Here is a 24,585-nt window from a genome sequence, read left to right as displayed (position 1 = left end):
ATCCTTTCCGAAAGACAGGCATTGTCAATCCTGGTGTCTGACAATGCCTGCGGTTTCAATCCTGTTGATTTTCGAACGCTTCAGAGCCGGTTTTACTTACTCGACTGCAGAAGTATTCATGCTTGTGTTCAGTTTCTCTGTCATTTCTGCAGCGTTATCATGGGTAACTTCACCGTTGACCAGAGATTTACCAAAATTCTCTGCCGGAGTCCAGTAGTTGCTCATATTCTTAACGAACGGCTGGATGATAGAAGTATTGTTGAAGGTATCGTTCTGAGCAGTTACCAGTGCATCGTCTGTGATCTGGGAAAGCAGCTCTTCGTTACACGGAACTACGTTTCTCATTTCATAGTGTGCTTTCTGAGCATCTGCGCTTCCGAGATATCTTGCAAGAGCAACTGCAACCTGCGGATATTCACAGTTCGGATTCACACCGATTGCTTTAGAGCCGGAGAAGGATTTCATCTGTTTCTCCTCGCCGTTGATGGTGATGGTCGGAAGCTGTACAACACCGTAATTATCACCGAGTGCCTCTTTAACTGCGGATGCATCCCAGGAACCGGAGAACATTGCTTTTACAGAACCGTCACGCAGACCGGAAAGACCGGATCCGTCTGCATCAGATACGAAGTTCGGATTGTTTACCAGGTCAACCAGGTAATCGGTTACTGCTTTTGCTTTATCGCCTTCGAAGTCAACGCCTGCTGCCTCGTCTGTTCCGTCCTCACCGAACAGCGTACAGCCGTTTGCTACGTAGAAGGAAGCAATGTACCAGGAGTTTGTAATCGGGAAGGAAATCTTGTCTTTTGCGATCATGGTATCCAGGTTTTTCACTTCATCCTCTGTGAATGCGGATTTATCATAATACATAAACCAGGTGTTTGTGGTGAATGGTACACCGTAGATATCGCCGTCAACGGATACAGAATCCACAATTGCCTGAGAGTTGTTCTTTTTTACATCCTCTGCTGTCTGTCCGCCGAGTTTGGAAATTCCGTTTGCAGCGATCAGGGATGTCAGGTTGTCGTTTGCAAACATGTAAACATCTGCTGCACCTTCCACGTCCTGTGTTACGGTATCTTTTGCATCGCTCTCTGCGCATACGCCGTAATCGAAGGTGATGTGCCAGGATGGATGCTCCTCTGCAAACTGATTGCACATGGTCTGCAGCCACTCACCGCTGTCGCTTGCCTGATCCTCTGATGGAGACCATACGGTAAGGGTTGTGGTAATTTCCTCTTCCTCTGCTGCGTTGGAAGCAGATGCGCTTGTGCTTCCTGCCTCGGATGTGCTCTTGGAATCGTTTCCGGAAGCGGCATTTGAAGAACCGCTGTCGCTGTTTCCGCATCCTGCCAGCATGCCAACTGCAAGTGCTGCGGTCATCATAATAGATACTACTTTCTTTTTCATATTGAAAATCCTCCTTATATGATTTTTCTTTCTGGAACGTCTGCTGTCATATCGCATTTGCTGCTTGGTATCTCTCGTTCTTGTTGATTTTATTATAGCAGTTGGCGGATTTTTCTGAAATATCAAGAATCTATGATCTATGTTGGATTTCTACGTTACATTTCTACACCGGAGCGTATCCGGAAAATCATTTCCGCAATCTGCAGAATTCTTTTCCGCAGCAGAAAAAGAGGCAGCGCACCGTTTTTCCGGTGTGTCCTGCCTCCTCTTCTGTTTTTTATTCTGTTTTTTCTTCTGTTTTTTCTTCCGCCTTCTGATCTTCCTGTGAACTCAGGCTTTTCCTTTCCTGAATCATCTCCTGAATGATTTCATCTCCGCCTTCCTCCTGCCACTCTTTTACAAAATCATCAAAAGAAGAAAGCTCAGACTCGCCCCGGATAATTTTTAAAAAGGTCTCCGACTCCAGTTCTTTTAAGGTGTAACGATATGCTTCTGTGGTCTTCGTCCGGGTCGGATAAATCGTATTCACTCTTTGAATCTTTTCGTCGCTCAAAAGCGAGCAGGCTTTGATACGGGATAAATACGCGCTCCACTCCTCCGCACTCGCTGTTTTCGGGTTCTCCAGATAGGCGCGGCATACCTTTTCGAACGATCTTTCCAGAATCTCCAGCTCATCCTCCGATTTTTCCCCGTTCAGTGCCGCCTGCAGATTTTCGTAACAGATCGTCAGTGCCTGATTATAGTCGAGATTGATTGCTAAGGGGCGTGCCGTCGGATCGATATTTCCCGTATAATATTGCTGAAATTCTCCCCTTGGATCATCGTAGGAATAACGCATATAATCAAACATCACCGACAGAATCTTCGGCACAATCTCCGGATATTCATACCCTTTTCGCACTACCACATAATTTCCGGTCAGCTTTTCGTTGCAGTACCGCACACTTCCATCCTTCCCGGTCCGAATCAGAAACGGCTGCCAGTCGGCCTCCGGATCCGTCTCATGACAGCGCCAGAGCGGATTGTTCGGTGCCCACCACGGTGCGAAGAAAATGCCGCAGCGTCCCTGGGCAATGAGATCGGCAATGTCATCCTGTGTGCGGATCAAAAAGTCCCGGTCAAGGACGCCCTCCTGGTACCAGTCGGCCAGCATGCCAAGTGCGTCTTTTACATTGGGCTGAACGGAACCATAAACCGGCATTCCTTCCGCATCCGTCAGCCATCTTCCCGGATATGCACCAAATGAGGCAAAAATAAGATTCATGCCGTATTCCGAAGAAATGCCCGTGCCGCCGTACAGAGTTGTGCTGACTGCAAGGCCGATGTTACTCATCTCCTGGTTTGCCGGATTCTCCTCTGCAAACGTCAACGCAATATGTTTCACATCATCGATCGTTTCCGGTACGGAAAGTCCCAGTTTTTCCATCCAGTCCTTCCGCACCCAGAGAAGATTCGGACCGTCCGAAATGTTGGTTTCCGGGAATGCCATCAGCTTTCCGTCAAAGGTACAGCCCTGCAGAATCTCCTCACCGTAGCTTGCATAAATATCCTTGATACGGTCGCTGGCACAATTTGCATAAACCTCTGTAAGATCGGCAAGCTGATCGTTTTTCTGCATGGCATTCATCGTTTTCTGATCCACAACCATGATATCGGCAATGTTTCCTGTTGCAATCATGGTAGAAATGCCAACGTTATAGGTATCACCGTAGTTTTCATAAACATCCTCGTTCTGTACATTAATGATTTCGCGGATCAGGCGTGTATAGGCATTGTCCTCATAGGTTTCTCCCTCCGGGAGATTGGAATTATTCACACCCGTCATTTTTGCCAGCGTGTACGTGATGGTTTCCGGGTAACGTCCGTACGGCGTTGTTTTCGCTTCCGTAAGAGCCGCAGCCTCATTTCCGGCAGCATCGGAAACAGAATCATTCCCTGCTGCGCCACTTTCTCCGCAGCCACCCAGAATCGTTCCCGCTGCCAGCAATACAGCGAGGCCTGCCGCAATTTTTTTTTGCATCATGCCTGTACCTCCCTTTCCACACCCGGAATCCGTACCGTCACTTTCGTTCCCTTTCCCGGCTCACTCTCAATCGAAAGACCATACGCTTCTCCGTATTCGAGCTGAATCCTGGAATTGACATTCCGCACACCGTAGCCGCTGCTCTTCTCCGTCAGAATGGTCTGTGCTTTTTCCTGTTCCATGCCAACGCCATTATCCGCCACGGAAAGCACCACACAGTCTCCGTCACGCCGTCCGCTGATTGTGATCACGCCTGGCTCACTGCCGCGCCGCCGGTCAATTCCATGTGCAATCGCATTTTCGGCAAGCGGCTGCAGAATCAGGTTCAATGTACGGTAATCCAGAATATCCTCCGCCACATCCATTTTGACCGTAAAACTGTAGTCGTGAAACATTTCCTGAATCTGCAGATACGAACGCACATTGTCGATCTCCTCGCGGATGGACATCGTATTTTTGCCTTTGTTCAGAGAAGTCCGGTAGTACCGCGAAAGCGCCAGCGTAGCCTTGCTGATATCATCCGAACCGATTTCCAATGCTTTCCAGTTGATCAGCGACAACGAATTATACAGAAAATGCGGGTTAATCTGCGCACGGAGCGCCGTCATTTCATACTGCTTCTGGCGGATGCGGCTCTCATAGACTTCCTGAATCAGCTGACGGATACGCGACAGCATCTGATTAAAGCCACGCGTCAGATCACCGATTTCATCTCTTTCCGTAGAAACCATTTCCACTTCCAGGTTTCCTTCCTCTACCTCGGCCATCGTCTTTTTCAGCTTTTCAAGGCGGTGCGCCATATTTCCGGAGAATCTCATAATCACGACCGCAGAGAAAAGGACGCAGCCCGCCCACATCAGAAGAACTATCAGAAGAATCGGCTGCATCGGACTGATGATGCCTTTTTTCGGCAGATAGCACGCGGCATGCCATCCATTCTGCTCAATCTCCTTTTCCAGGAGAATGTAGTTCGCTGTATTCTGCTTCTCTTTTTTTTGTATCTTCTGAAAGTCTGAAAATTCCATCTGGTATTTCGCATTCCTGGTCATCTTCTGATTTTCATACAGCACTTCTTTGTCCTCATTGTAGACGAAAACACCGTAATCCTCATTGACTGCAAGCTCCATGGAGCCAAAAATCTTACTGTAGTCCATGGAAATGTATAAAAAACCGCCTTTTCCGTCATCAATCAGCGGCATAGACCGCACCATCGTCACCGTTCCCTGATCCATATCGGCATACCAGTGAACGTCATTGTCCGCCGGTGCTGTCCATTCATCATTTTCAATTTCCTGCGCCGGACGCAGATACGTGCCGTGCGGAATGACGAAATCACGCACATAGACCGTAGATTGTCGGATTTCCGGGTAAAAATAACTTAAGGAATCCATCATCGGATCAAACTCTTTCACCATGCGCTCGTATGCTTCGAAGCTGTTTTTGTCTTCTGCCTTTATAATCTGAACAATCGTCTGGTCGAATGCCAGATAGTCCGACATACTCTGGTGCAGCGCAAGCTCCGTATTCACATCGTCCACTGCCTGATCAAAGGTGGTCTGCAGATTTTTGATCTCACGCTCGACAAGTACACGGCGCATCTGGGTGTAAAACAGTGTGAACATCAGGCACATTGGGAAAAGTCCTGTGAGAACGTAAGCCACGATAAGTTTCCGGTGTACCTTCATATCTGAAAATGCTTTTTTTATTCTGCCGGCAAATGATGTCATCTTACTCCCCCTGATCCCGGTATTTCTGCGGGCTGATTCCAAAATATTCGCGGAAGCTCTGACAGAAATAGGACACATTCACAAAACCGCATTTTTCGCAGATTATACCGATTTTCTCATTCGTATTTTCAAGCATCTCCCGCGCACGCTCCATGCGGAAACCTTTTAAGTAGCGGCTCAGGTTTTCTCCTGTATTTTTCTTGAAAATGCTGCTCAGATAATTCGGTGTCATGCCAACCTCGCGCGCAAGCTGGTCAACACCCATGCCACTGTCAGAATAGTTCTCACAGATATACTGTTTAATCTGCTCGACTTCTCTGCGTTTCGCAACACCGCCGTCTGCGCGGAAGACCGTTTCGAGCCGGTCAATACCCATACGGACCGCTTGAATCACACCGGTCATGTTGCTGCTGTGATACAGGGCGTCGATCTCACGGTCCAGCTCCCGCTCATCTTTTCTCTCGAGATTGTCGTAAATCTCTTTCAATAAGTTGGAAAACATAAATTTGATGTAAATCTGAGAAAAAATCGTCTGGTGCTCATACTTTTCGCAGAACTGGTCAAAGTGTTCACGCAGGCTCTCCAGATCCTTCATGCGAATGTCCTGCTGGATCTGGCGGATCAGGATTTCAGCATCAATCTGCACCAGCACCTCGGACTGCTCCTCCTGAAAAGGAAGAAAAACATGGTTTCCCGTGTGATAAAAGCGCCGCTCCATGAGCTGCTCCGTCTGTGCAAATGCATCGTAAAGCTCACCGTCCGGCGTGATCTCGCCCGACACGGCCAGAAAGCATTCCTGGTCCCACATTTCACGAATATAATGGTACAGCTTCCGTCCGAACGCTTCCCAGCCGCCATCCGGCTCCTCGCTAAAAAACAGGATGGACTGCTGTGGGTTCAGGTTCAGATAGTGAAACGGCATCTGCAAATCGCTCTGCATCTTTTCAATCTGTTCGCTGTTTACCTGTTCAAAATAGTTGTTGGCACACTCCAGCAGTACCATACGGCAAAAATCCCGGACAAAGCTCATATCGAGAAGCGTCTGTGTTTTCTCCTGCATTGCGCTGCGGCTCTGACCATTGACCATCAGATACAGCAGATGCTCCCGCAGAAACTCCATACTTTCGTCCTTCCGTTTTTCCTCACGCTCACTCTTTGCAAGCTTTTCCGTGATTTCACCAACCACCTTTTCAAATTCTTCCGGGTTGACCGGTTTTAAAATATAGGCGGAAACACCGTAGGAAATTGCCTTTTTTGCGTAGGAAAACTCATCATACCCGCTGAAAATCACCGTTTCCGTCCCCGGATACGCCTCATGAATCCGGGAAAGAAGCTCAATTCCATCCATGAACGGCATATTGATGTCGGTCAGCAGTACGTCAATTTTCTCTTTTTCAAACACCTCCAGCGCTTCCTCTCCATTGGAGGCCTCCAGAATATTCTCCCGGATATTCATCCGCGAAAGCAGCATCCGAATGCCCTTTCGCTCTATCATTTCATCATCTACAATCAGATATGTGTACATGCATCGATCCTCTTTCTAAGCAGCCTGCCTAAAGCGGCGCATACTGGTTTTATTATACCATTCCCGCGGCAGAATTGCATAGCATTTACCGCTCAAAACCGTTACCGGAAACGCAAAACCAGAGCCGGTGAAAACATTCTCATCCGACTCTGGTTTTTCTATTACATGATTTCAGGACACCACTCATCCTGTCCCGAATCAGGCCTTCGTCCTCTCCCTTTTACTTCTGATATTCCTCAATTCTGCAAACATGTTCTTTTGTCTTTTTATTATAATTAATTCCTACCAGAAGCAAGTTTCCCTGATATTCTTCCAGACTTCTGCAATATTCTTTGTCCTTAATCTGCGCAAGCGCACCCTCTGCTGTTTTGTCCCATTTCAGTTCTACAACCAGCGCCGGTTTGTCCTGGTATCTTTTTCTTGGTACGAAAACAAGATCCGCAAACCCTTTTCCCCCAGGCAGTTCACGGTAAACCGTGTAAAAATTCCGTGCTGCATACAGCGCCAGTGAAATCGTATAGCTCAACGCATTTTCATCATTGTACTGAAGCTGTGACGTTTCAAAATGTGCCAGCCGAATTCCCTCTGCTACCTGTGTTTCCTGTTTTTCCCACACAGCCTGCAGAAGATCTGCGGAATTTTTCAGTGCCTTTGAAATATCTCCCCATTGGGAAACGGTTACCGCACTGGCATATTCTGACTGTACCTCGGCATTCGGAATAAAAACATATTTATTCTGTTCCTCATAACCAAGATATCCAAGATGAATCAGCAGTGTCAGCACATCATCCTCTGTCCGGAAAGTTGTCATATCATTCGTAAAACTGCCCGTGTTCACCGGAATCTTTTTCCCTGCCATCATCTGCAGTACGTCATCCCGCAGGCCGTCAAAATTCAGATCAATATACCACTGTAGTGCTTCAAATGTTTCTGTCTGATTCCAGTAATTGCCGATTTTCCGGAATCGCATGGCATTGACAACCGAACGCGGGCTGTAAACCGAACTTTCTCCCGGGAACGAATAGCCGTCATACCAGTTTTTAATTTCTGCCAGATCCATCTGATACCGGCCGCAGAGTTCTTCTACTTCCTGCTCCGTAAATCCTACATATTCTGCGAGCGGCCCTGGATCAAGCATTGTAAATTCATCAAACATATTCAGTGCAGAATGGGTTCCATATTTTTTGATCGGCAGAATACCCGTCAGATAGGCAAGTGCTACGTAAACCTTATCTTTCAGAAAATCCCGCAGGAAATCAAGATACTCTTCCTGTGCTTTTTTATCCTGCTGATATTCCCGGAAAACACAGTCCCATTCATCAATGATAATGACAAACGACTGTTTTGTTGCCGCATAAATATCCTGCAGCGATTCTACCAGATCCGTATCGTCAAAGTAGTCCACGTCCGGATAACTGTTTTTCAGTTCCCGCAGCAGCATTCTTCGAACACGGTCAATCACCTGGCCAATTTCCTTGCTCCGGCTCAGAAATTCCTGCATATTCAAAAAAATCGTAGGATATTGATTTAAGTGCTGTCCAAATACAGCATTTTGAGAAATTTTCAATCCAGAAAAAAGTTCTCTGGAATCGCATTCCTTCCCATAATAAGCCGTCAGCATATCCGCCGTCATAGATTTTCCAAAGCGCCGCGGACGGCTGACACAGACATATCTCTGCACAGTATTAATCACCTGATTGGTATACTCGATCAGCCCTGTTTTATCCACATAAATTTCGGACTGAACCGCTTTTGCAAATTTTTCATTTCCCGGATTCAGATAAACTCCCATATTCCACCTGCGCCTTTCTCTTTCTACCTCTATCATACGATATTCTTGCCTTAAGTTCAATTTAGCATAAGTTGAAAAATGCCAGAATGTTTTTAACTGAGGCAAAACATTCTGGCTGTTTTTTCTGGGATTGCTATGAGTCAATTAATTAATGAATAAAGAACGCGTCCTCTTCCTCGTCTTCCACAACCGGTGTCATCGGGTTATACTCGGTTTCCACCAATTTTTTCACCAGCTCGTGATCGAAGTTGCGGCGGATTTCACAGGTTCTGTCGAAAATCATGGTTGCTTCATCCCCTGGGGTGCATGCCGGCCAGTTCGGGAGGGATGGGGTTTCCGGACTTCCGTAGCGGGCAAAGTTGATCCAGGCGGTGGCCATACGCTCCTGCAGACGGTCTGTTTCGCCCGGGACATTGCATACGGCGATGCGGTCGATGTTATGGAATACGAACGGAATCTCGGCACAATGCCATGCGGCTTTTCCGCCATCGATCGGGAATTCATAGGTAAACTGATAGGAATAAGTCGGCGCTTCTGTAAACTCCGATTTCTGACGAATGAATTCGATCGTGTCCGGACGGAAGAACGTATCCACAGACCACAGATCCACAATTGTTTTGTCCGGATATGCTTTTTCAAAAAGAGAAATCAGCTCCGGCGTTGCATCACCATATTTTCTCGTCAGGAACGCAATCTGTTCCTCACGGTTCATCTCATGTTTTCCCGGCACAACCGGTCCAAAATCAAACTCACCGATGTTGGTTCCTGCCAGCACAGGAATCGTTTTAGCGTGATCCGTAAATCCGCACTTGATCGGATTTCCGCGGAACCAGCCATTCTCCATCGGTCCCTGTCCGATATAGCAGCCTTTCGCAGCAACCTCTGCCTCAACTTTATTGTACGCATTTGACAGCTCATAATACGGGATCGTCTCAAGCTTCTCCACCTCGGACTCGTCCAGATTCAGTTCTTTTAACAGAGCCTTCACAATCGCGGTGCCGTCTCCGTCCTCTTTCTGATAAACCTTTGCCTCATAAACACCGCTCTCGATGATACCCTTCTGGAACAGGCCGTCTGCTGCCGGCGTATTCATCAGCGTTGCCACCTTCATACCGCCGCCGGACTGACCGAAAATCGTAACATTCTCCGGGTCTCCGCCGAATGCCGCGATATTGTCATGTACCCACTGCAATGCAGCTACCATATCTGCGTTTCCTGCATTCGCAGAATTTTTGTATTTTTCGCCAAACGGCGAAAGATCGAGATAACCGAGGATATTCAGCCGATGGTTCACGGAAACAACAACGACATCACCGAACTCGCTTAAGTGATCCCCCTCATATGCCACATGCTCAATCGCAGAACCGGCGCTGAAGCCGCCGCCGTGGAGCCATACCATGACCGGCTTTTTCGCACCCGGATCAAGACTCTGTGTCCAGACATTCAGGTTCTGGCAATGCTCGTCCTGCGGCCAGTAGCGATGCGGTACCAGCACCTCCATGTTCGGCTCATCCTGCTTTAAAAGCGGGCATACATAGCCGTATGCCAGTGCATTTTTGATTCCTTTCCACGGTTTCACCGGCTGCGGCATCTGGAAACGATCCGCCTCGGCGTAATGGATTCCATGAAAGGCATACGTCGTGTTCAGTCGGAAACCGCGTACCTTTCCTGCTTTTGTCTCTACTACCGGATCTGTTTTACTGCATACAAAATAATCTCCCATATTTCAGTTACCTTCTTTCTATCCTGTTCTGTGACGCGCAGTTTCCAAAAAACCACCGCAAAATCCCCCTGATCTTTCCGTTTTTGCACCGGTCTTTGAAGCATCTGTTGTTTTTGCATTTACGCATCTGCTCCTTATTATACCAGACAATTTTTTCAGAAACAATTCTTTTCACTTTTATTTTCGGCTGTTTATATCAATAAAGTCCGAAAATCGCGTCAAAAACTGATATTTCCATCACAACTTCAAAGTGCTACAATAAAAAAGAAGGTAAAATCAACGTAAAAAAGGGGACTACTATGACGAAAACAGTACAAAAGAGCAAAGCCCGCGATATGACCCAGGGCTCTATCTGGAAACAGCTTCTTCTCTTCTCGCTTCCGCTGATGGCCGGAAATCTCTTCCAGCAGCTTTACAACACCGTTGACAGCATCGTTGTCGGCAACTTTGTCGGCAAGGAAGCACTCGCCGCCGTCGGCTCCGTCGGTCCGATCATCAATTCTCTGATCGGCTTTTTCATGGGACTTTCCACCGGTGCCGGTGTCATTATCTCTCAGTATTATGGCGCAAAGGCGGATGAAAAGGTCAGCCGCACCGTCAGCACGACACTGGTGATGACATTTTTTCTCTCTATTGTCTTTACTATTCTCGGCATCTTCATTACACCGTACATGCTCCGCATGATGAGTACGCCGAACGACGTCATCCGTGAGTCGGCAACGTATCTTAAAATTTACTTTGGCGGTGTTGCCGGTCTGATGTTCTACAACATGGGCTCCGGCGTTCTCCGCGCTGTCGGCGATTCCCGTCATCCGCTGTATTTCCTGATTTTTTCCGCTGTTGTCAATACCGTGCTCGATCTTTTGTTTGTCGTTTCCTTCGGCATGGGAATCGAGGGTGTGGCGCTTGCAACCGTTATTGCACAGTGCCTTTCGGCGGTTCTGACGCTGTATGTGCTGACCACAACAGACGGCCCATACCGCATCTGTTGGAAAAAGCTCTGCATGGACTGGTCTTTGCTGTACCGCATCGTCTGCGTCGGACTGCCGGCAGCGATCCAGCAGATGGTGACTTCCGTTTCCAACGTTTTCGTGCAGTCCTATATCAATGTATTCGGCTCGGATGTTATGGCAGGCTGGAGTGCCTGCATGAAAATCGACCAGTTTATGATGCTGCCGATGATGAGTGTTGGTCTTGCTTCGACCACCTTCACCGGACAGAACGTCGGTGCCAGCTACATTGACCGTGCAAAGAAGGGTGCTACAACCGCATTCCTGCTTGCTGAGCTTGTAACCATTGTGATGATGATTCCTCTGCTGATTTTCGCTCCGCAAATGGTCTATCTGTTTAACCAGGAGGCAGCTGTGATTCGTTACGGAACCCTGTTCCTGTATCTCCTCTCCCCGTTCTACATTCTCTGCTGCGTCAACCAGGTTTATTCTAACGTCCTGCGTGGCGCAGGAGACACCAGAACACCAATGATCGTAATGCTCGGAAGCTTCGTCGTGTTCCGCCAGATTTACCTGTTTGTGATGTCTCATATATTTGATTCCATCATTCCGATTGCACTTGGTTATCCGGCGGGATGGCTGGTATGCAGTGTTCTGATTTATGCCTGCTATCGGAAATTCCGATGGGATAAAGGAATGCGGAAAAACTGAAGGATTCCTTTCCGGACATAAGCAAAAGGGGCTGTCGCACTAAGAAAATGAACGTAGTGCGACAGCCCCTTTTTTCGCATTATTTTTTCAGGAGTGCTGCTGAATGCTCTTTAATCAGAACAACTCTGCAATCGCCGCGATCTTCTCACAGTTTTCCGGCAGCGGACCATTGATTTTCGGTGACTGGCGCGTTGCCACGTAACAGCTTGCGATTCCGGCAGAGGCTGCACCGTGGCAGTCAGCGATGTCGTCATTTCCTGTCATCAGGCATTCTGCCGGATCGAGGTGATACTGCTTCAGCAGCATCTCATAAAACGCCGGATCCGGCTTTTTCACACCGGCATCCGATGAGAGCAGGATTCCGTCAAAGTATTTCGTAAGGCCGAGCAGGGAAATTTCCGGCGCGGTGAAAAGCGCCTGTGCGTTGGACAGCAGAAAAACCTTCTTTCCTGCGTCTTTTAAACGCTGCAGCATTTCCGGCACGCCGGGGAACAGTTTCAGTTCTTCTATCGAAATCGCACGGAACATTTTCGCCAGATCTGCAATTTCTTTTTCCGTTACCGAAACAGCTTGATCCTCAAACAGCTGCCGGAACACATCCGCAATGTCGATTTCCGGTACATGGCTGCCGCGGCATTCCATTTTAAGCGCAGCTTCCTGCTCTTTGATTTTTGTCTCATACGCCATCCGGAGTTCTTTCGGCTCATAGGCGGCCCCTTTCATGCCGAAGAACAGGCTCATTTTTTTCCAGAGATACGCTTTCTTTTCATTCGTATGTATATCTACCAGAGTTCCATATAAATCAAAAATATAATTCTGATACATCCTTCATCATCCTTTCTTACGGAAAGTTTTCCACACGACACGTATTCTACCAGACTTTTCTCCACAATTCCATGTCTTTTTTCCAGACTTCCTATCTTTTTTCTCCACCCGGGCTTTCCATCAGACCAGATCGTTGAAACCTGTTTTGTCTTGCTTTCTGTAAGAAAGAATCCTGCCAGGAGGGCTTTTTACTTTATCGGAAAATTCAACGAAGTTTCTGGTAACGCAAAAAATTCCCCTGTACAGATTTTGTCCGCAACAGGGGAATTCATTACATCTCACAGTTTCCTGCGAATTGTAATCTTTGATTTACTTTCTCGCATCCAGCATTTCTTTCACCAGACGAATATACTCCGGTGTCGTTCCGCAGCAGCCGCCGACAATGCCTGCACCCGCGTCTACCAGAATGTTCATATATTTTGCAAACGTCGGCGCATCCATGCTGTAGATTGCCTCACCGGTCGGCGTGATTTTCGGCAGGCCGGCATTCGGTTTTACGATAACCGGTACTCTTGCCACTTTTTTCATGGAATTTACGACTGCCTCAAGCTGATCCGGTCCGACCGAGCAGTTCAGTCCTACGGCGGATGCTCCCATTTCCTGCAGTGTCTCAACTGCTTCCACAGCGTTTCCGCCGAACAGGGCAGAACCGTCTGCTTCCAGCGTCAGAGAACACATAATCGGCAGATCGCAGACAGAAAGTGCAGCATCCATAAAGACACACGTTTCGTCTACGCTCAGCATCGTCTCCGCTACCAGAAGATCAACGCCCGCATTTGCTACCGCTGTTACCTGCTCTGTGTAGGATTCCAGCAGCTCTTCATAAGAGAGATCGCCTTTTGGCTGCAGCATTTTTCCCGGTGTGGAAAAATCTCCCGCGATCAGCGCACCCGTTCCGGCAAGCGCTTTTTTCGAGATATCCACCAGGCGTGCGTTCAGCTCCTCCACCTCGTTTTCTCTTCCATAATCCGCTAATTTCAATCTGTTTGCACCAAAGGTCGGCGCATAGACAATCTGGCTTCCCGCCTCCACGTAAGCCTTCTGTAAATTTGCCAGAATATCAGGGTGCTCCAGAACCCAAAGCTCTGTACTGACTCCTTTTGGCATTCCCGCTTTTGTCAGATTTGATCCGGTTGCGCCATCCAATAAAATGACACCTGCTCCGGCAAGCTGTTCAAATTCTTCTCTTGTCATTTTCTTTTCTCCATTCTGCCCGAGTTACCTGCAGCACATGTCCGCGTATACTGACAAATCCCGGCTGTTTTTTCTGAACCTGCCGCGCTTTTCGCGTCAAATTCATGTTCAGTATAGCATTGTATTGTTTTCCCGACAAGTAGAAAAGAGGTATCCGTTTTGGATACCCCTTCTCCTGTTTCCGTTCACGGATGTTCAGCAAACCCTGACATCCTTAATCATGATGCGCGTCTGAATGATGTGTCTCCGAATGATGTGTCCTGCCCGAGCTGTTCCCTCCACCGGATGTGGTATTTTTCGGTGACCCCGGAGACAAATTTGTTCCCTGATTCACACGGGTTGCTTTCTGTCCATTTTCCACCTGCGAGGATGCCGATACCGTTGAAACACCCGAATCGGAACTGTTTTCCGTTGCAGCATTTTTTCCACACGCAACGAAAGCCAGTACTGCTGTACCGACAAGTACGGAAATTACTGCCTTCTTCATTTCTCCACCTTCTTTCCTGGTACATCGTTTTCGCCTGAACATTAGAGCGTGTCTGAAAAATTATTTCCGCAATTTGCGAGATACACTCTGGTTGTAATTTCATTTTAAATGAACTTCTTACTATTGTCAATTTACTCTACAAATTCCCTATTATTTTCTTTTTTTTATTCAAAAATATTTTCAGACACAAACAGCAGCCGGATCCCTCTCCCGGATCCGGCTGCCGTTTGTCCTGTATCGTATGCTTTTATTCTGCAGTGCTTGAAGACGTTGAAGCAGTGCCTGTGCTGCTTGTCGATGTCGTTTCGGTACTGCCTGATGTCGTGCTGTCAGACGTTGTACTGTCGGTTGTGGTTCCATCTGTGGAATCTGTAGAAGCGCTGTCAACTGTCATCGTATACAGATCTGCGTCCGTTACTTCAAGTTTTTTCCAGTTGGATGCGACCTTGATATCGCTCTCCTTTACCCATCCATCCAATGTATCGTTGTACTTATCCGATTTGCGGTTGGAAATGATAGTCTGTCTTCTGGACTCGGTTTTGTCCTCGTCGAATGCTTTATCTACACGGATCACATAATATGCATCGTCGCCTTCGATGACACCGTCATAATACTCGCCATCCTTCAGCTTTGCTGCTTCTTCCGCTACTTTATCTCCAAGAGAACAGGTATCGTCATCGTCTTTCTCCGATCCGGTTCCAAAGGATGTCTCGGAAGAGGTCAGATAAGAAACCTCAGAGGAGGAATCGCTGGCGGAACTGCTCGATGTGCTCGCGCTTGAAGCGTCGGATGCGCTTGTGTCGGAAGCATCGGAAGAAGAGCTGCTCTCATCGGAGCTGTCGGCAGAATCGGTGGAATCTGCGGTATTCTCCGCATTTAACTGATCGTTCAGCTCCTTGCGCAGATCGGTAAACGATGCGGTTGCCGGATCCTCAGACTCTTTTAAGAGATCCAGGAATCTCTGTGCGATTTCTTTCTTTGCCGCTTTTTCCTCGTCCGTCAAATCAATCGTTTTTCCATCGTCATCCTTCTCGGTTCCTGCTGTGGATACCGTGATGTAGCTGATGGAGGTCTGCTTTGCCTCTTCATCGGATACCTCGGTATCTACATCTGCGATGATCGGATCATAAATTCTGGTCTGAATAACATACAGCTCCAGTGCATCCTGGATGTCCTCAACGGTTGCGTGCAGCTTTTTCATCACATCGTCACCGTTCTTATCTGCGAATGCCTGTGCAGCCTCTTTCGCCTGCTGTTTTTCCTCGTCTGTCAGGGAAATTCCGTATTCCTCTGCGTGCTGCCGCATCAGAAGCTCTTTTTCGATCGTATCAAGAGACTGCTCCTTGAACGTTTCCCCGGTAGTCTTTCCATCGTCGCCTTCCTTGTCGTACATCTCAGACGGCATCTGCATTCCGTACATAGAGTACATCTTGGAATAATAATTGTACATGGTTGCCTGCTGATATCTCAGCATGAAATTTGCCTGTCCGAGTGTAATCGACTCGTCATTTACAGTAACTGCCGTTTTTGTTCCGTCCACATTGTCGGAACCGCAGCCGGTCAGTCCCATCGCTGCCATCGAAGCACTCAGCATAACGCAGACTGCTTTTGCTTTTAAATTTTTCATTACTTCCTCCTCATGCAGGACGAAATGTATGCTCAAAAAGAGTTTTTCTTTTTACACATTCGAATTTCCGGTCCTGCATCGATTTTTATAAACGCTTTTTCTATTATACCCTTTTTGCTGATACAGGGCAACTTTTTTCTTCCCTGTTCACGCCTTTTTCACACGATTTTGGGGGTATGCGAGTGTTTCACTCCTGCGTGATCTGCAGCAGATCTTCCACCAGTGCATGGCTCTTCTCCAGCAGATCGATCTTTTCCTTTGAATTTCTCCGCCGCGGCGTGTAGACAAACGCCAGCGACTCCATCTGGAATTTCAGTTCGTCTCGGTATTTCTGCAGCAGCTCCGGAATCCGCGCCACATCGATTTTTGCATGCTGCTGTAAGGTGACTCGTACCGAATCGCCCATCTGTTTCAGCTCCGTCACATACGCACAGTGCGCCAGCGCTTTCAGTTCTGCAACAGCCAGAAGATTCTGTACATTTTTCGGCGGTTCCCCGAAGCGGTCGGTCAGCTCCTCCGTCATGTCCTCATACTCTTCCTTATTTTCAATCGCCGCAATTCGCTTATAGGTGTCAAGCTTCAGAGACTCGTTGCTGATGTAGCTATCCGGAATATAGGCACTGACATTCAGATCAATCGTTGTCTCGAACGCCTCTGCCGGTGCGATGCCCTTCGCCTCCTGGACAGCCTCTGCGAGCATTTTACAGTAGAGATCGTATCCTACCGACTCCATATGGCCTGACTGCTCCGCGCCCAGCAGATTTCCAGCGCCGCGGATCTCAAGATCACGCATCGCAATTTTAAAGCCGCTTCCCATCTCCGTAAATTCACGGATCGCATGGAGACGCTTCTCCGCCACTTCCTTCAACATCTTGTTTCTGCGGTACATCAGAAATGCGTAGGAAGTCCGGTTCGACCGTCCGACGCGGCCGCGGAGCTGATAGAGCTGTGACAGTCCCATCTGGTCGGAATCATGGATAATCATGGTATTGACATTCGAAATATCGAGTCCTGTCTCAATGATCGTTGTTGACACGAGCACATCGATCTCTCCGTTGATAAAGCCGTACATGATCTTTTCCAGCTCACGCTCTTTCATCTGTCCGTGCGCAAAGCCTACATTTGCATCCGGCACGAGCTTCTGAATCGTGTTCGCCATATCCGCAATCGACTGGACACGGTTATAGACATAGTAAACCTGCCCACCCCGCGCCAGCTCACGGTTAATCGCCTCGCGGACCATTTCTTCATTGTATTCACAGACAAAGGTCTGGATCGGCTGACGATCCTGCGGTGCTTCCTCGAGCACACTCATATCGCGGATGCCGATCAGGCTCATGTGCATGGTACGTGGAATCGGCGTCGCCGTCAGTGTCAGAACATCCACATTTTTTTGTAGCTGCTTGATTTTTTCTTTATGCGTCACGCCGAACCGCTGCTCCTCATCGACAATCAGAAGGCCAAGATCTTTGAACTTCACATCTTTCGACAGAACGCGGTGTGTTCCGATGACAATGTCCACGAGTCCTTTTTTCAGATCCTCCAGCGTTTTTTTCTGCTCGGCCGGTGTGCGGAAACGGCACAGAAGATCAACGCGCACCGGGAAATCCTTCATGCGCTCGACAAATGTATTGTAATGCTGCTGTGCCAGAATGGTGGTCGGAACGAGGTAGACGACCTGTTTGCTCTCCTGCACTGCCTTAAACGCTGCACGGATCGCAACCTCGGTCTTGCCGTATCCGACATCGCCGCAGATCAGGCGGTCCATAATCTTTTTGCTCTCCATATCCGCCTTTGTCGCCTCAATCGCCGCAAGCTGATCGTCCGTTTCCTCAAACGGAAACAGTTCCTCAAATTCCTTCTGCCAGATCGTATCCTTTCCGAACGGATAGCCGGATGACGCCTGCCGCTCGGCATACAGCTTCACGAGATCCTGTGCAATATTTTTTACCGCATGGCGAACCCGTGTTTTCGTTTTATTCCATTCCTGACCGCCGATTTTATTCAGCTTCGGTACCTTTGCAGCTTCGCCGGACGCATACTTCTGCAGCGTATCGAACTGGGTGGCCAGCACATAGAGGTTCGATCCGCCCGCATACTCGATTTTCATGTAGTCACGCGTTACGCGGTCCATCTCAATTTTTTCGATACCGCGGTAAATACCAAGACCGTGGCTCTCATGCACGACATAGTCACCGATCGATAGATCCGCAAAATTCTGGATTTTCTGACCGGAATACTCCGATTTCTTCCGGTTTTTCTTCTTCTCTTTTCCAAAAATATCCGTCTCTGTAATCAGCACAAATTTCTGCATCGGATATTCAAAGCCTCTGCGGGCCGCGCCGTGGATCAGCATGACCTCGCCCGGTTTCAGAACACGCTCCTCATTCTCGCTGTAGAAGGCCGGAATCTCCTCATTCTGCAGGTCCTCTGCCAGATGCTGCGCCCGCGTCCGCGACGGACTCGCCAGTACAATACGGTAACCCGCTTTTTTCCAGGATTTCAGATCTTTTACCAGAAGCGGGAACTGATTGTTATACGAATTGACCGATTTCACCGTCACACTGAATTCGTCACGGATATTCCACTCGCCCTTCTGCGGCTCCATCAGCGATACGGCAACACAGCCGCGGCGGTTTAGTTTTGCCACAAGCTCCGCCGTACTGCACATCAGCTTCGCCTGTCCCGGCAGGAGGTATCCCTTTTCGAGACGGTGGCTCACGCTCTCCTGAAATTCTGCTTCCAGCGCATCGGCACACTCGATGATGCGGTTCGGCTCATCGAGGAAAATGCGGCTGTTCTCCGGCAGATACTCAAGAAACGAGACGGTCTCCGGATAAAAATAGTGAAGATACTGTTCGGCTCCCTGCAGAATTTCGCCTTCTCCGATCTGGTCGCAGATTTCTTCTGCTGCATGGCGGATCCTTGCCGCTTCCTCTGTCATCATTTTGTCGCGGAATTTTGTGCTTTGCGCTTTCGCCTCTTTTTTAATCGCTTTCACACCGCGCGCAATCGTATTCTCTGTTAAAATCAGCTCCGATGCCGGATAGATTATGATTTCCTCGAGGTTTTCAATCGACCGCTGGCTCTCCGCATCGAAGCTTCGGATGGAATCTATCTCATCGCCCCATAGCTCAATCCGGATCGGGTTCTGTTCCGTCAGCGGATAAATATCGAGAATGCCGCCGCGGACGGAAAACTGGCCGGTCGACTCCACCTGAAAGGTACTCTCATAGCCGAGCCGCACCAGCTCTTTTCTTATTTTATCCAGATCGAGTTCGCTGTCATTGCGCAGATGGATGCAATGTTTTTCGAACACGCCAAGAGGCAGAAGAAAGTCCATACATCCCCCTACACTGGTGATGATGGTAACTTCCTTCCGCTCAAGAAGTGCCTGGATCACCTGAAGCCGCTGCCGGATCAGCAGATTTCCGTGAATGTCTGCCTGATAGAAAATCAGGTCCTTCGCCGGATAATACAGCGTCTCCGCATCGTACAGCCGGTAATCCTCATATAATTCTTTTGCTTTTAATTCATTTTCCGCGATCAGAAGCCGCACCGGGGCATCCTCGGAGAGACCTGCGATCATATGGGCTTTCTGGCTTTCCAGACAGCCCGAGATCACCGTCACACCTGCGGTTCCTTTTTTCAGATCACGGAACAGCTCGTCAAAACGGGCAATTTCTTTGATCGGTTCTAATAACGCTTTCATTTTCCTTACTCTGCCGGGTTTGCAGATTTGCGGTTATACTCGTTCATGGCTGCGTCCACATCCCCGTTCAGCATCTGCTCGATTGCTTTTGCCGCATGCTCGATCGCCAGATTTACAAGGGGACGTTCGTCTTTCGTAAACGGACTTAACACGTAGTCCGCCAGATCCCAGTTTTTCGGTTTCTCACCGACGCCGACCTTCACACGCATAAAATGGTCGGTGCCAAGATTAGCGATGATGTTTTTGATGCCATTGTGGCCGCCCGCGCTTCCTTTTTTGCGGATACGGATCTGTCCCGGCGCCAGGCTGATATCATCGTAAACCACGATCAGCTCGCTCTCCGGATCCACTTTGTAATAGTTCACCAGCTCCCGCACGGACTCACCGCTCAGGTTCATATATGTCATCGGCTTTGCAACGATAACCTTCTGACCTGCGATCATGCCTTTTCCGAACAGAGCCTTGTGGCCTGTACCGGAGGAAGGGATCTGATATTCATCGATCAGATAATCGATGGTATCAAATCCGACATTGTGCTTCGTCCCTTCGTACTGGCGCGTTGGATTTCCCAGACCTACTATAATATACATAAATTCTCCTGTCATCAGACCATTTTCCGGCGCAGTTTTTGTTCACGTCACGGTCAAAACGGATATTCTCCATCCACTTCGCTACTTGCGCATAACCGAATAGCTGCTTCGCCGCACCGAAAAATGATATATTGTTTTTCCATCTGTCATAAAGAAAGAACACGAACAAAAGAGCAGCCTTTTTCCTGCTCTTTTATTCGCTGAAATGCTTCGGCAATGTTTAGTTAAAGTATACCAGTTCGCTCTCCGGCTTTTTGGCCGGTTTGATTTCTTTTGCATACAGAACCGGGCCTTCGCCGTCGTAAACCTTCATATAGCCCCATTTTACCGTTGCAGTCACGTCAACCCAGGAACCCATTACGAGAGATTTGGCGCTTGCGCATTTGCAGACATAGCCGATAAAAGAAGTATCATCTGCACAGCAGGTCATTGCCATACGACCCGGAACAAAGAAATCGGCTCCGACATCCTTGCTCTTTAATACCATACCGCGGAAATGAACAGTCTTGCCCTCGTAACGCTCCGGGTTGTCGCCCATATCGACATACCAGATTCCGTAATCGGCGTCATCAATCTCGATCACATCGGCATCGGTATCAAACGGCATCTGATCCTCAAAAATGTTGTCAATTTCGCCTTCTTCGTTCTCAAACAGAACGTCGCACGCCTGGTTGACTACTTTGATGCTGCGGCGGAAGGATGGAAGCGGATCTTCCGGACGACAGCGGTTGAACATAACCATATCCGCATTTTTTGCCATCTCCATGAAAACAGATTTCATATTCTGCATATAAATCTGGAAGCAGCTTGCATCGACCGTCACAATCTCCTGTACAATGCCCCAGCCGCGCGGCAGCTCCATTTCTTCGAGTTTTTTTACACTCCAGAGCGGATTGTATTCCAGAATAATACGCTCCGGGCGATATTTACGGTTCAGTTTTTTCAGGTAATCTAAAGTAAACTGCTCCGGTCCTTCTACGATTTCCAGTACTGTATTGTGTTTGAGCAGTTCTTTTTCGTCATACTCTACCTCACCCTCTTCGGTTGTGATCAGAAGGGTCGGCCCGTCAATTTGGAAATATTCCTGTGCTACGGTAAAATTGATAAAAGAGGTTTTTCCACTCTCCAGAAATCCTGTTATGAGATAAATCGGAATTTCTACTTCGTCTTCTTCGTACATTTTGTACCTCCGTTGTCTTTGACGTACTCCCGGAATCTTTCTGCACTTGCTTTTGCGGCTGAGATTCCGGGCGTGCCTTTTGCTTTGTCTCTAAATCAAGAAAAAAGCTGCCACATCGGATTTTGTTTCTGATGCGGCAGCTTCACTACAGTTCACAGGTACCCTGCGGACCGTAATTTTCGCAGCTACTTTGTATTTTTACAGTCCGAACAGCTCTGCCAGCTTATCTTCTGCTAATTTGGAACCGATGACACAGATTCTTCCGGTGAATTCCGGTGCTCCGTCACGTACTTCGTACTCTTCCGGAACCATATCGAAATAGATCCACTGTCCATCGGCGCCTGCTACCATACCTTTGGCCCGAAGAACCATACCATAAGCGGTATCCTCGGAAAGTTTCTTTAAGATGCCTTCGATCTGCTCTTTGGTGAAGGTCTTCACAGTCTCCTGACCCCAGCTTGTGAAAACTTCGTCTGCGTGGTGATGATGGTGATGCTCGTGACCGTAGCCACACGCATCATCGTGATGATGATGCTCATGGTCGTGATCGTGACCGCAGCAGCATTCGTCATCATGGTCATGATGGTGATGCTCGTGTTCCTCGTGATCGTGACCGCAGCAGCATTCGTCATCATGGTCGTGATGATGGTGCTCGTGCTCCTCGTGATCGTGACCGCAGCAGCACTCGTCATCATGATCGTGATGATGGTGCTCATGCTCCTCATCGTGGTCATGACCGCAGCAGCACTCGTCGTGGTCATGATGATGGTGATGATGCTCTTCCTCTTCTACCTGCGCAAGGTTGATGATGGCACCTTCCATCGTATCGAGTACTTTCTTACCACCCAGTACTTCAACCGGTGTGGTAATAATGTGTGCTTCCGGATTCAGTTCGCGGAGCATCTTTACTGCTGCCTCTACTTTTTCCGTATCGGCTTTATCGGTACGGCTCAGGATGATGGTTCCTGCGCTCTTTACCTGATTCTCGAAGAATTCGCCGAAGTTTCTGAGATACATTTTGCATTTCATAACGTCGACTACGGTTGTTGCGGAATTCAGGGCTACGCCTGCTTCTTTTTCTACGCCGTCTACCGCTTTGATGACGTCGGAGAGTTTACCTACGCCGGACGGCTCGATGATGATGCGGTCCGGGTGATATTTGGTGATAACGTCTTTTAATGCTACGCCGAAGTCTCCCACAAGAGAGCAGCAGATGCAGCCGGAGTTCATTTCACGGATTTCGATACCGGCATCTTTTAAGAAGCCTCCGTCGATTCCAATTTCACCGAATTCGTTCTCGATCAGGACAACCTGCTGGCCTTTCAGTGCGTCTCCGAGGAGTTTTTTGATCAGGGTTGTTTTTCCTGCGCCCAGGAAACCTGAAATAATGTCTATTCTTGTCATTGATTTAACCTCTTTATCTTGTTGATTCCGTTTATAGTTAGCTATAAAAGGGCCGAAGTTTATCCTCCGCCCCACACTCACGCCTATTATAGCAACCATAGAACAAAAAATCAAGGGGATTTCCCTTGCTTTTTCTGCATTTCACCATTATAATATATTACATATCTTTTCTACTTTAACGCGTTGAATGAGCAAATCATTTTACCTATGAATGGGGGACTTTTTTTATGAGTGGAACGAAAGAAAAAAAACTCAATCTGCCACAGTCACTGCTTTTGCTGCTGCTGATCATCGTATCCGTCGCAGTCTGTATCCGCCTGAAAACCGGCGGTCCTATGATCGGCCTGTTTGCAAGCTGGATTTTTATCTATCTGTTTTGTAAAATTTTCGGTATTTCTTACGCCAAAATTGTTGCCGGCGCATACGATGCCATCCGTATGGTCGTCCCGACGCTCTGCCTTCTGATGGCCATCGGTGTCATGATCGGCACCTGGCTGCAGAGTGGCACCATTGCCACCATCATTTCCTGGGGCTTAAAAATGATTAACCCGTCCTGGCTGCTGCCTCTGACGCTGCTGTTCTGCTCCATTTTGAGTATTGTAACCGGTACTTCCTATGGTTCCGTCGGAAGCGCAGGTGTTGCCATGATGGCGATCGGAAACGCCATGGGTATCCATCCTGGCATGGTAGCCGGTGCTGTCATCTGCGGTGCCATGTTCGGTGACAAATTAAGTCCTCTTTCCGATACCACAAACCTTGCTCCGGCCGTTGCAGATGCAAAACTTGGCGATCATATCCGCTCGATGCTCTGGACCACCCTTCCAACGTATGTGATTACCTTAATTCTTTTTACTATTCTCGGTTTCCAGCAGACCAGCGGAAGCTATACCGAGGGAAGCATTACCGTTTACATCGATGCTTTAAACGGTGAATTCCAGCTCGGATGGATTACCATGATCCCTGCCATCCTGATTATTGTATTGCTCCTCTGCAAAGTAAATGCGATCTCTGCACTTGGTCTTTCCAGCTTCGCTGCCGGATTTGTTTCCTATTTTGTGCAGCACGATACTCTGCAGGACATCATCCGCACAGCTTACAACGGTTACACAACCGCAATCGAAGAACCGGTATTACAATCCATCTTAAACCGCGGCGGCATGGGAAGCATGCTCCAGTACGTAGCCATTATCTGCTTTGCTGTCGGCATGGGCGGCATGCTGGAAAAACTCGGTGTACTGGATCACATTCTTCAGGCGATTGTAAAGAGAATCAACAGCGATGGAAGTATGATCCTGGCAACGATGATTGTCGGTTACGTGACCAGCCTCATCAGCTGCTCCCAGCCGATGGCACACGTTCTGACCGGCCGTCTGATGGCACCTGTCTTTCAAGAGCGCAAGGTTGCACCGGAAATTCTTTCCCGCTGCCTCGAAGACTCCGGAACTATGGCTGGTCCTATGATTCCATGGCATGGCTACGGCGTATACATGGCCGGCACACTTGGTGTTGCATGGTCGGCATTTTTCCCGTACTTATTCCTGCTTTACCTGACCCCGGTTTTCAGTATTTTCTATGGATTTACCGGAATTTCCATTAAGCATCTTCCGGAAACCAAAAACAATGAATCAAAAGAAGAGAAATAAGGCAAAAGCAGAAATCGTAACAGGAAATCATAAACAGAAACAAAAAAAGAAAAGGAAAAGAG

General features: G+C 48.2%; 16 protein-coding genes. 2 read left to right on the top strand and 14 right to left on the bottom strand.

Annotated elements, in window-relative coordinates:
* Positions 1-96: 96 nt before the first annotated feature.
* The 6 genes from DWW13_RS04915 to DWW13_RS04885 form a co-directional block, all read right to left on the bottom strand.
* Entirely contained in the window at positions 97-1,410 is a 1,314-nt protein-coding gene (locus DWW13_RS04915; protein WP_118719461.1) for an extracellular solute-binding protein, read from the bottom strand.
* Positions 1,411-1,687: 277 nt separating this feature from the next.
* The gene (locus DWW13_RS04905) at positions 1,688-3,433 is read right to left on the bottom strand and encodes an extracellular solute-binding protein (protein ID WP_118719457.1); all 1,746 of its coding nucleotides are present in this window, start codon (positions 3,431-3,433) and stop codon (positions 1,688-1,690) included.
* Positions 3,430-5,160 (bottom strand): sensor histidine kinase, encoded by a 1,731-nt coding sequence (locus DWW13_RS04900; RefSeq protein ID WP_158568333.1) that lies wholly within the window; start codon positions 5,158-5,160, stop codon positions 3,430-3,432. Before DWW13_RS04900 ends, DWW13_RS04905 begins: the two co-directional genes overlap by 4 nt.
* Before the next feature lies 1 nt (position 5,161).
* The gene (locus DWW13_RS19725; protein WP_117805274.1) at positions 5,162-6,685 is read right to left on the bottom strand and encodes a response regulator; all 1,524 of its coding nucleotides are present in this window, start codon (positions 6,683-6,685) and stop codon (positions 5,162-5,164) included.
* 220 nt (positions 6,686-6,905) lie between these two features.
* Positions 6,906-8,477 carry an AAA family ATPase gene (locus tag DWW13_RS04890; RefSeq protein WP_117805275.1) on the bottom strand — a complete coding sequence of 524 codons (1,572 nt, stop codon included), beginning with the start codon at positions 8,475-8,477 and terminating at the stop codon, positions 6,906-6,908.
* A 148-nt stretch (positions 8,478-8,625) separates the two neighbouring features.
* Complete coding sequence (locus tag DWW13_RS04885) at positions 8,626-10,200, bottom strand: carboxylesterase/lipase family protein (RefSeq protein WP_117805276.1); 1,575 nt, start codon at positions 10,198-10,200, stop codon at positions 8,626-8,628.
* A gap of 299 nt (positions 10,201-10,499) precedes the next feature.
* On the opposite strand from DWW13_RS04885, the gene DWW13_RS04880 reads away from it, so the two are divergent.
* On the top strand, positions 10,500-11,861 hold the full coding sequence (locus DWW13_RS04880) for an MATE family efflux transporter (protein WP_117805277.1): 1,362 nt from the start codon (positions 10,500-10,502) through the stop codon (positions 11,859-11,861).
* A 114-nt stretch (positions 11,862-11,975) separates the two neighbouring features.
* Here DWW13_RS04880 and DWW13_RS04875 read toward each other — a convergent pair whose 3' ends face one another.
* The 8 genes from DWW13_RS04875 to DWW13_RS04835 form a co-directional block, all read right to left on the bottom strand.
* Positions 11,976-12,686 (bottom strand): HAD family hydrolase, encoded by a 711-nt coding sequence (locus DWW13_RS04875; protein ID WP_117805278.1) that lies wholly within the window; start codon positions 12,684-12,686, stop codon positions 11,976-11,978.
* Between the two features lie 309 nt (positions 12,687-12,995).
* On the bottom strand, positions 12,996-13,880 hold the full coding sequence (locus DWW13_RS04870) for a homocysteine S-methyltransferase family protein (RefSeq protein WP_055220913.1): 885 nt from the start codon (positions 13,878-13,880) through the stop codon (positions 12,996-12,998).
* Positions 13,881-14,094: 214 nt separating this feature from the next.
* The gene (locus tag DWW13_RS04860) at positions 14,095-14,367 is read right to left on the bottom strand and encodes a hypothetical protein (RefSeq protein ID WP_118697415.1); all 273 of its coding nucleotides are present in this window, start codon (positions 14,365-14,367) and stop codon (positions 14,095-14,097) included.
* Between the two features lie 247 nt (positions 14,368-14,614).
* Positions 14,615-15,994, bottom strand: coding sequence for a SurA N-terminal domain-containing protein (locus DWW13_RS04855; RefSeq protein WP_118666874.1), 1,380 nt, complete (start codon positions 15,992-15,994; stop codon positions 14,615-14,617).
* Positions 15,995-16,181: 187 nt separating this feature from the next.
* Complete coding sequence (gene mfd / locus DWW13_RS04850; RefSeq protein ID WP_117805280.1) at positions 16,182-19,706, bottom strand: transcription-repair coupling factor; 3,525 nt, start codon at positions 19,704-19,706, stop codon at positions 16,182-16,184.
* Positions 19,707-19,711: 5 nt separating this feature from the next.
* A complete protein-coding gene (pth, locus tag DWW13_RS04845) occupies positions 19,712-20,296 on the bottom strand; it encodes an aminoacyl-tRNA hydrolase (protein ID WP_022462621.1) in 585 nt (194 codons plus the stop codon).
* Positions 20,297-20,516: 220 nt separating this feature from the next.
* Positions 20,517-21,476, bottom strand: coding sequence for a TIGR03943 family putative permease subunit (locus DWW13_RS04840; protein WP_118719455.1), 960 nt, complete (start codon positions 21,474-21,476; stop codon positions 20,517-20,519).
* 198 nt (positions 21,477-21,674) lie between these two features.
* Positions 21,675-22,880: a CobW family GTP-binding protein gene (locus tag DWW13_RS04835; protein ID WP_118719453.1), complete on the bottom strand. Its 1,206-nt coding sequence runs from the start codon at positions 22,878-22,880 to the stop codon at positions 21,675-21,677.
* 227 nt (positions 22,881-23,107) lie between these two features.
* Between DWW13_RS04835 and nhaC the strand changes: the two genes are divergently transcribed.
* Entirely contained in the window at positions 23,108-24,523 is a 1,416-nt protein-coding gene (nhaC, locus tag DWW13_RS04830; RefSeq protein WP_118719451.1) for a Na+/H+ antiporter NhaC, read from the top strand.
* Positions 24,524-24,585: the final 62 nt, after the last annotated feature.

This window comes from Blautia sp. AF14-40, assembly GCF_003479665.1.
In the GTDB taxonomy this organism is placed as follows: domain Bacteria; phylum Bacillota; class Clostridia; order Lachnospirales; family Lachnospiraceae; genus Fusicatenibacter; species Fusicatenibacter saccharivorans.
The sequence above is the reverse complement of the archived record's forward strand: the minus strand, read 5'-3'. Positions and strand labels throughout refer to the sequence as shown.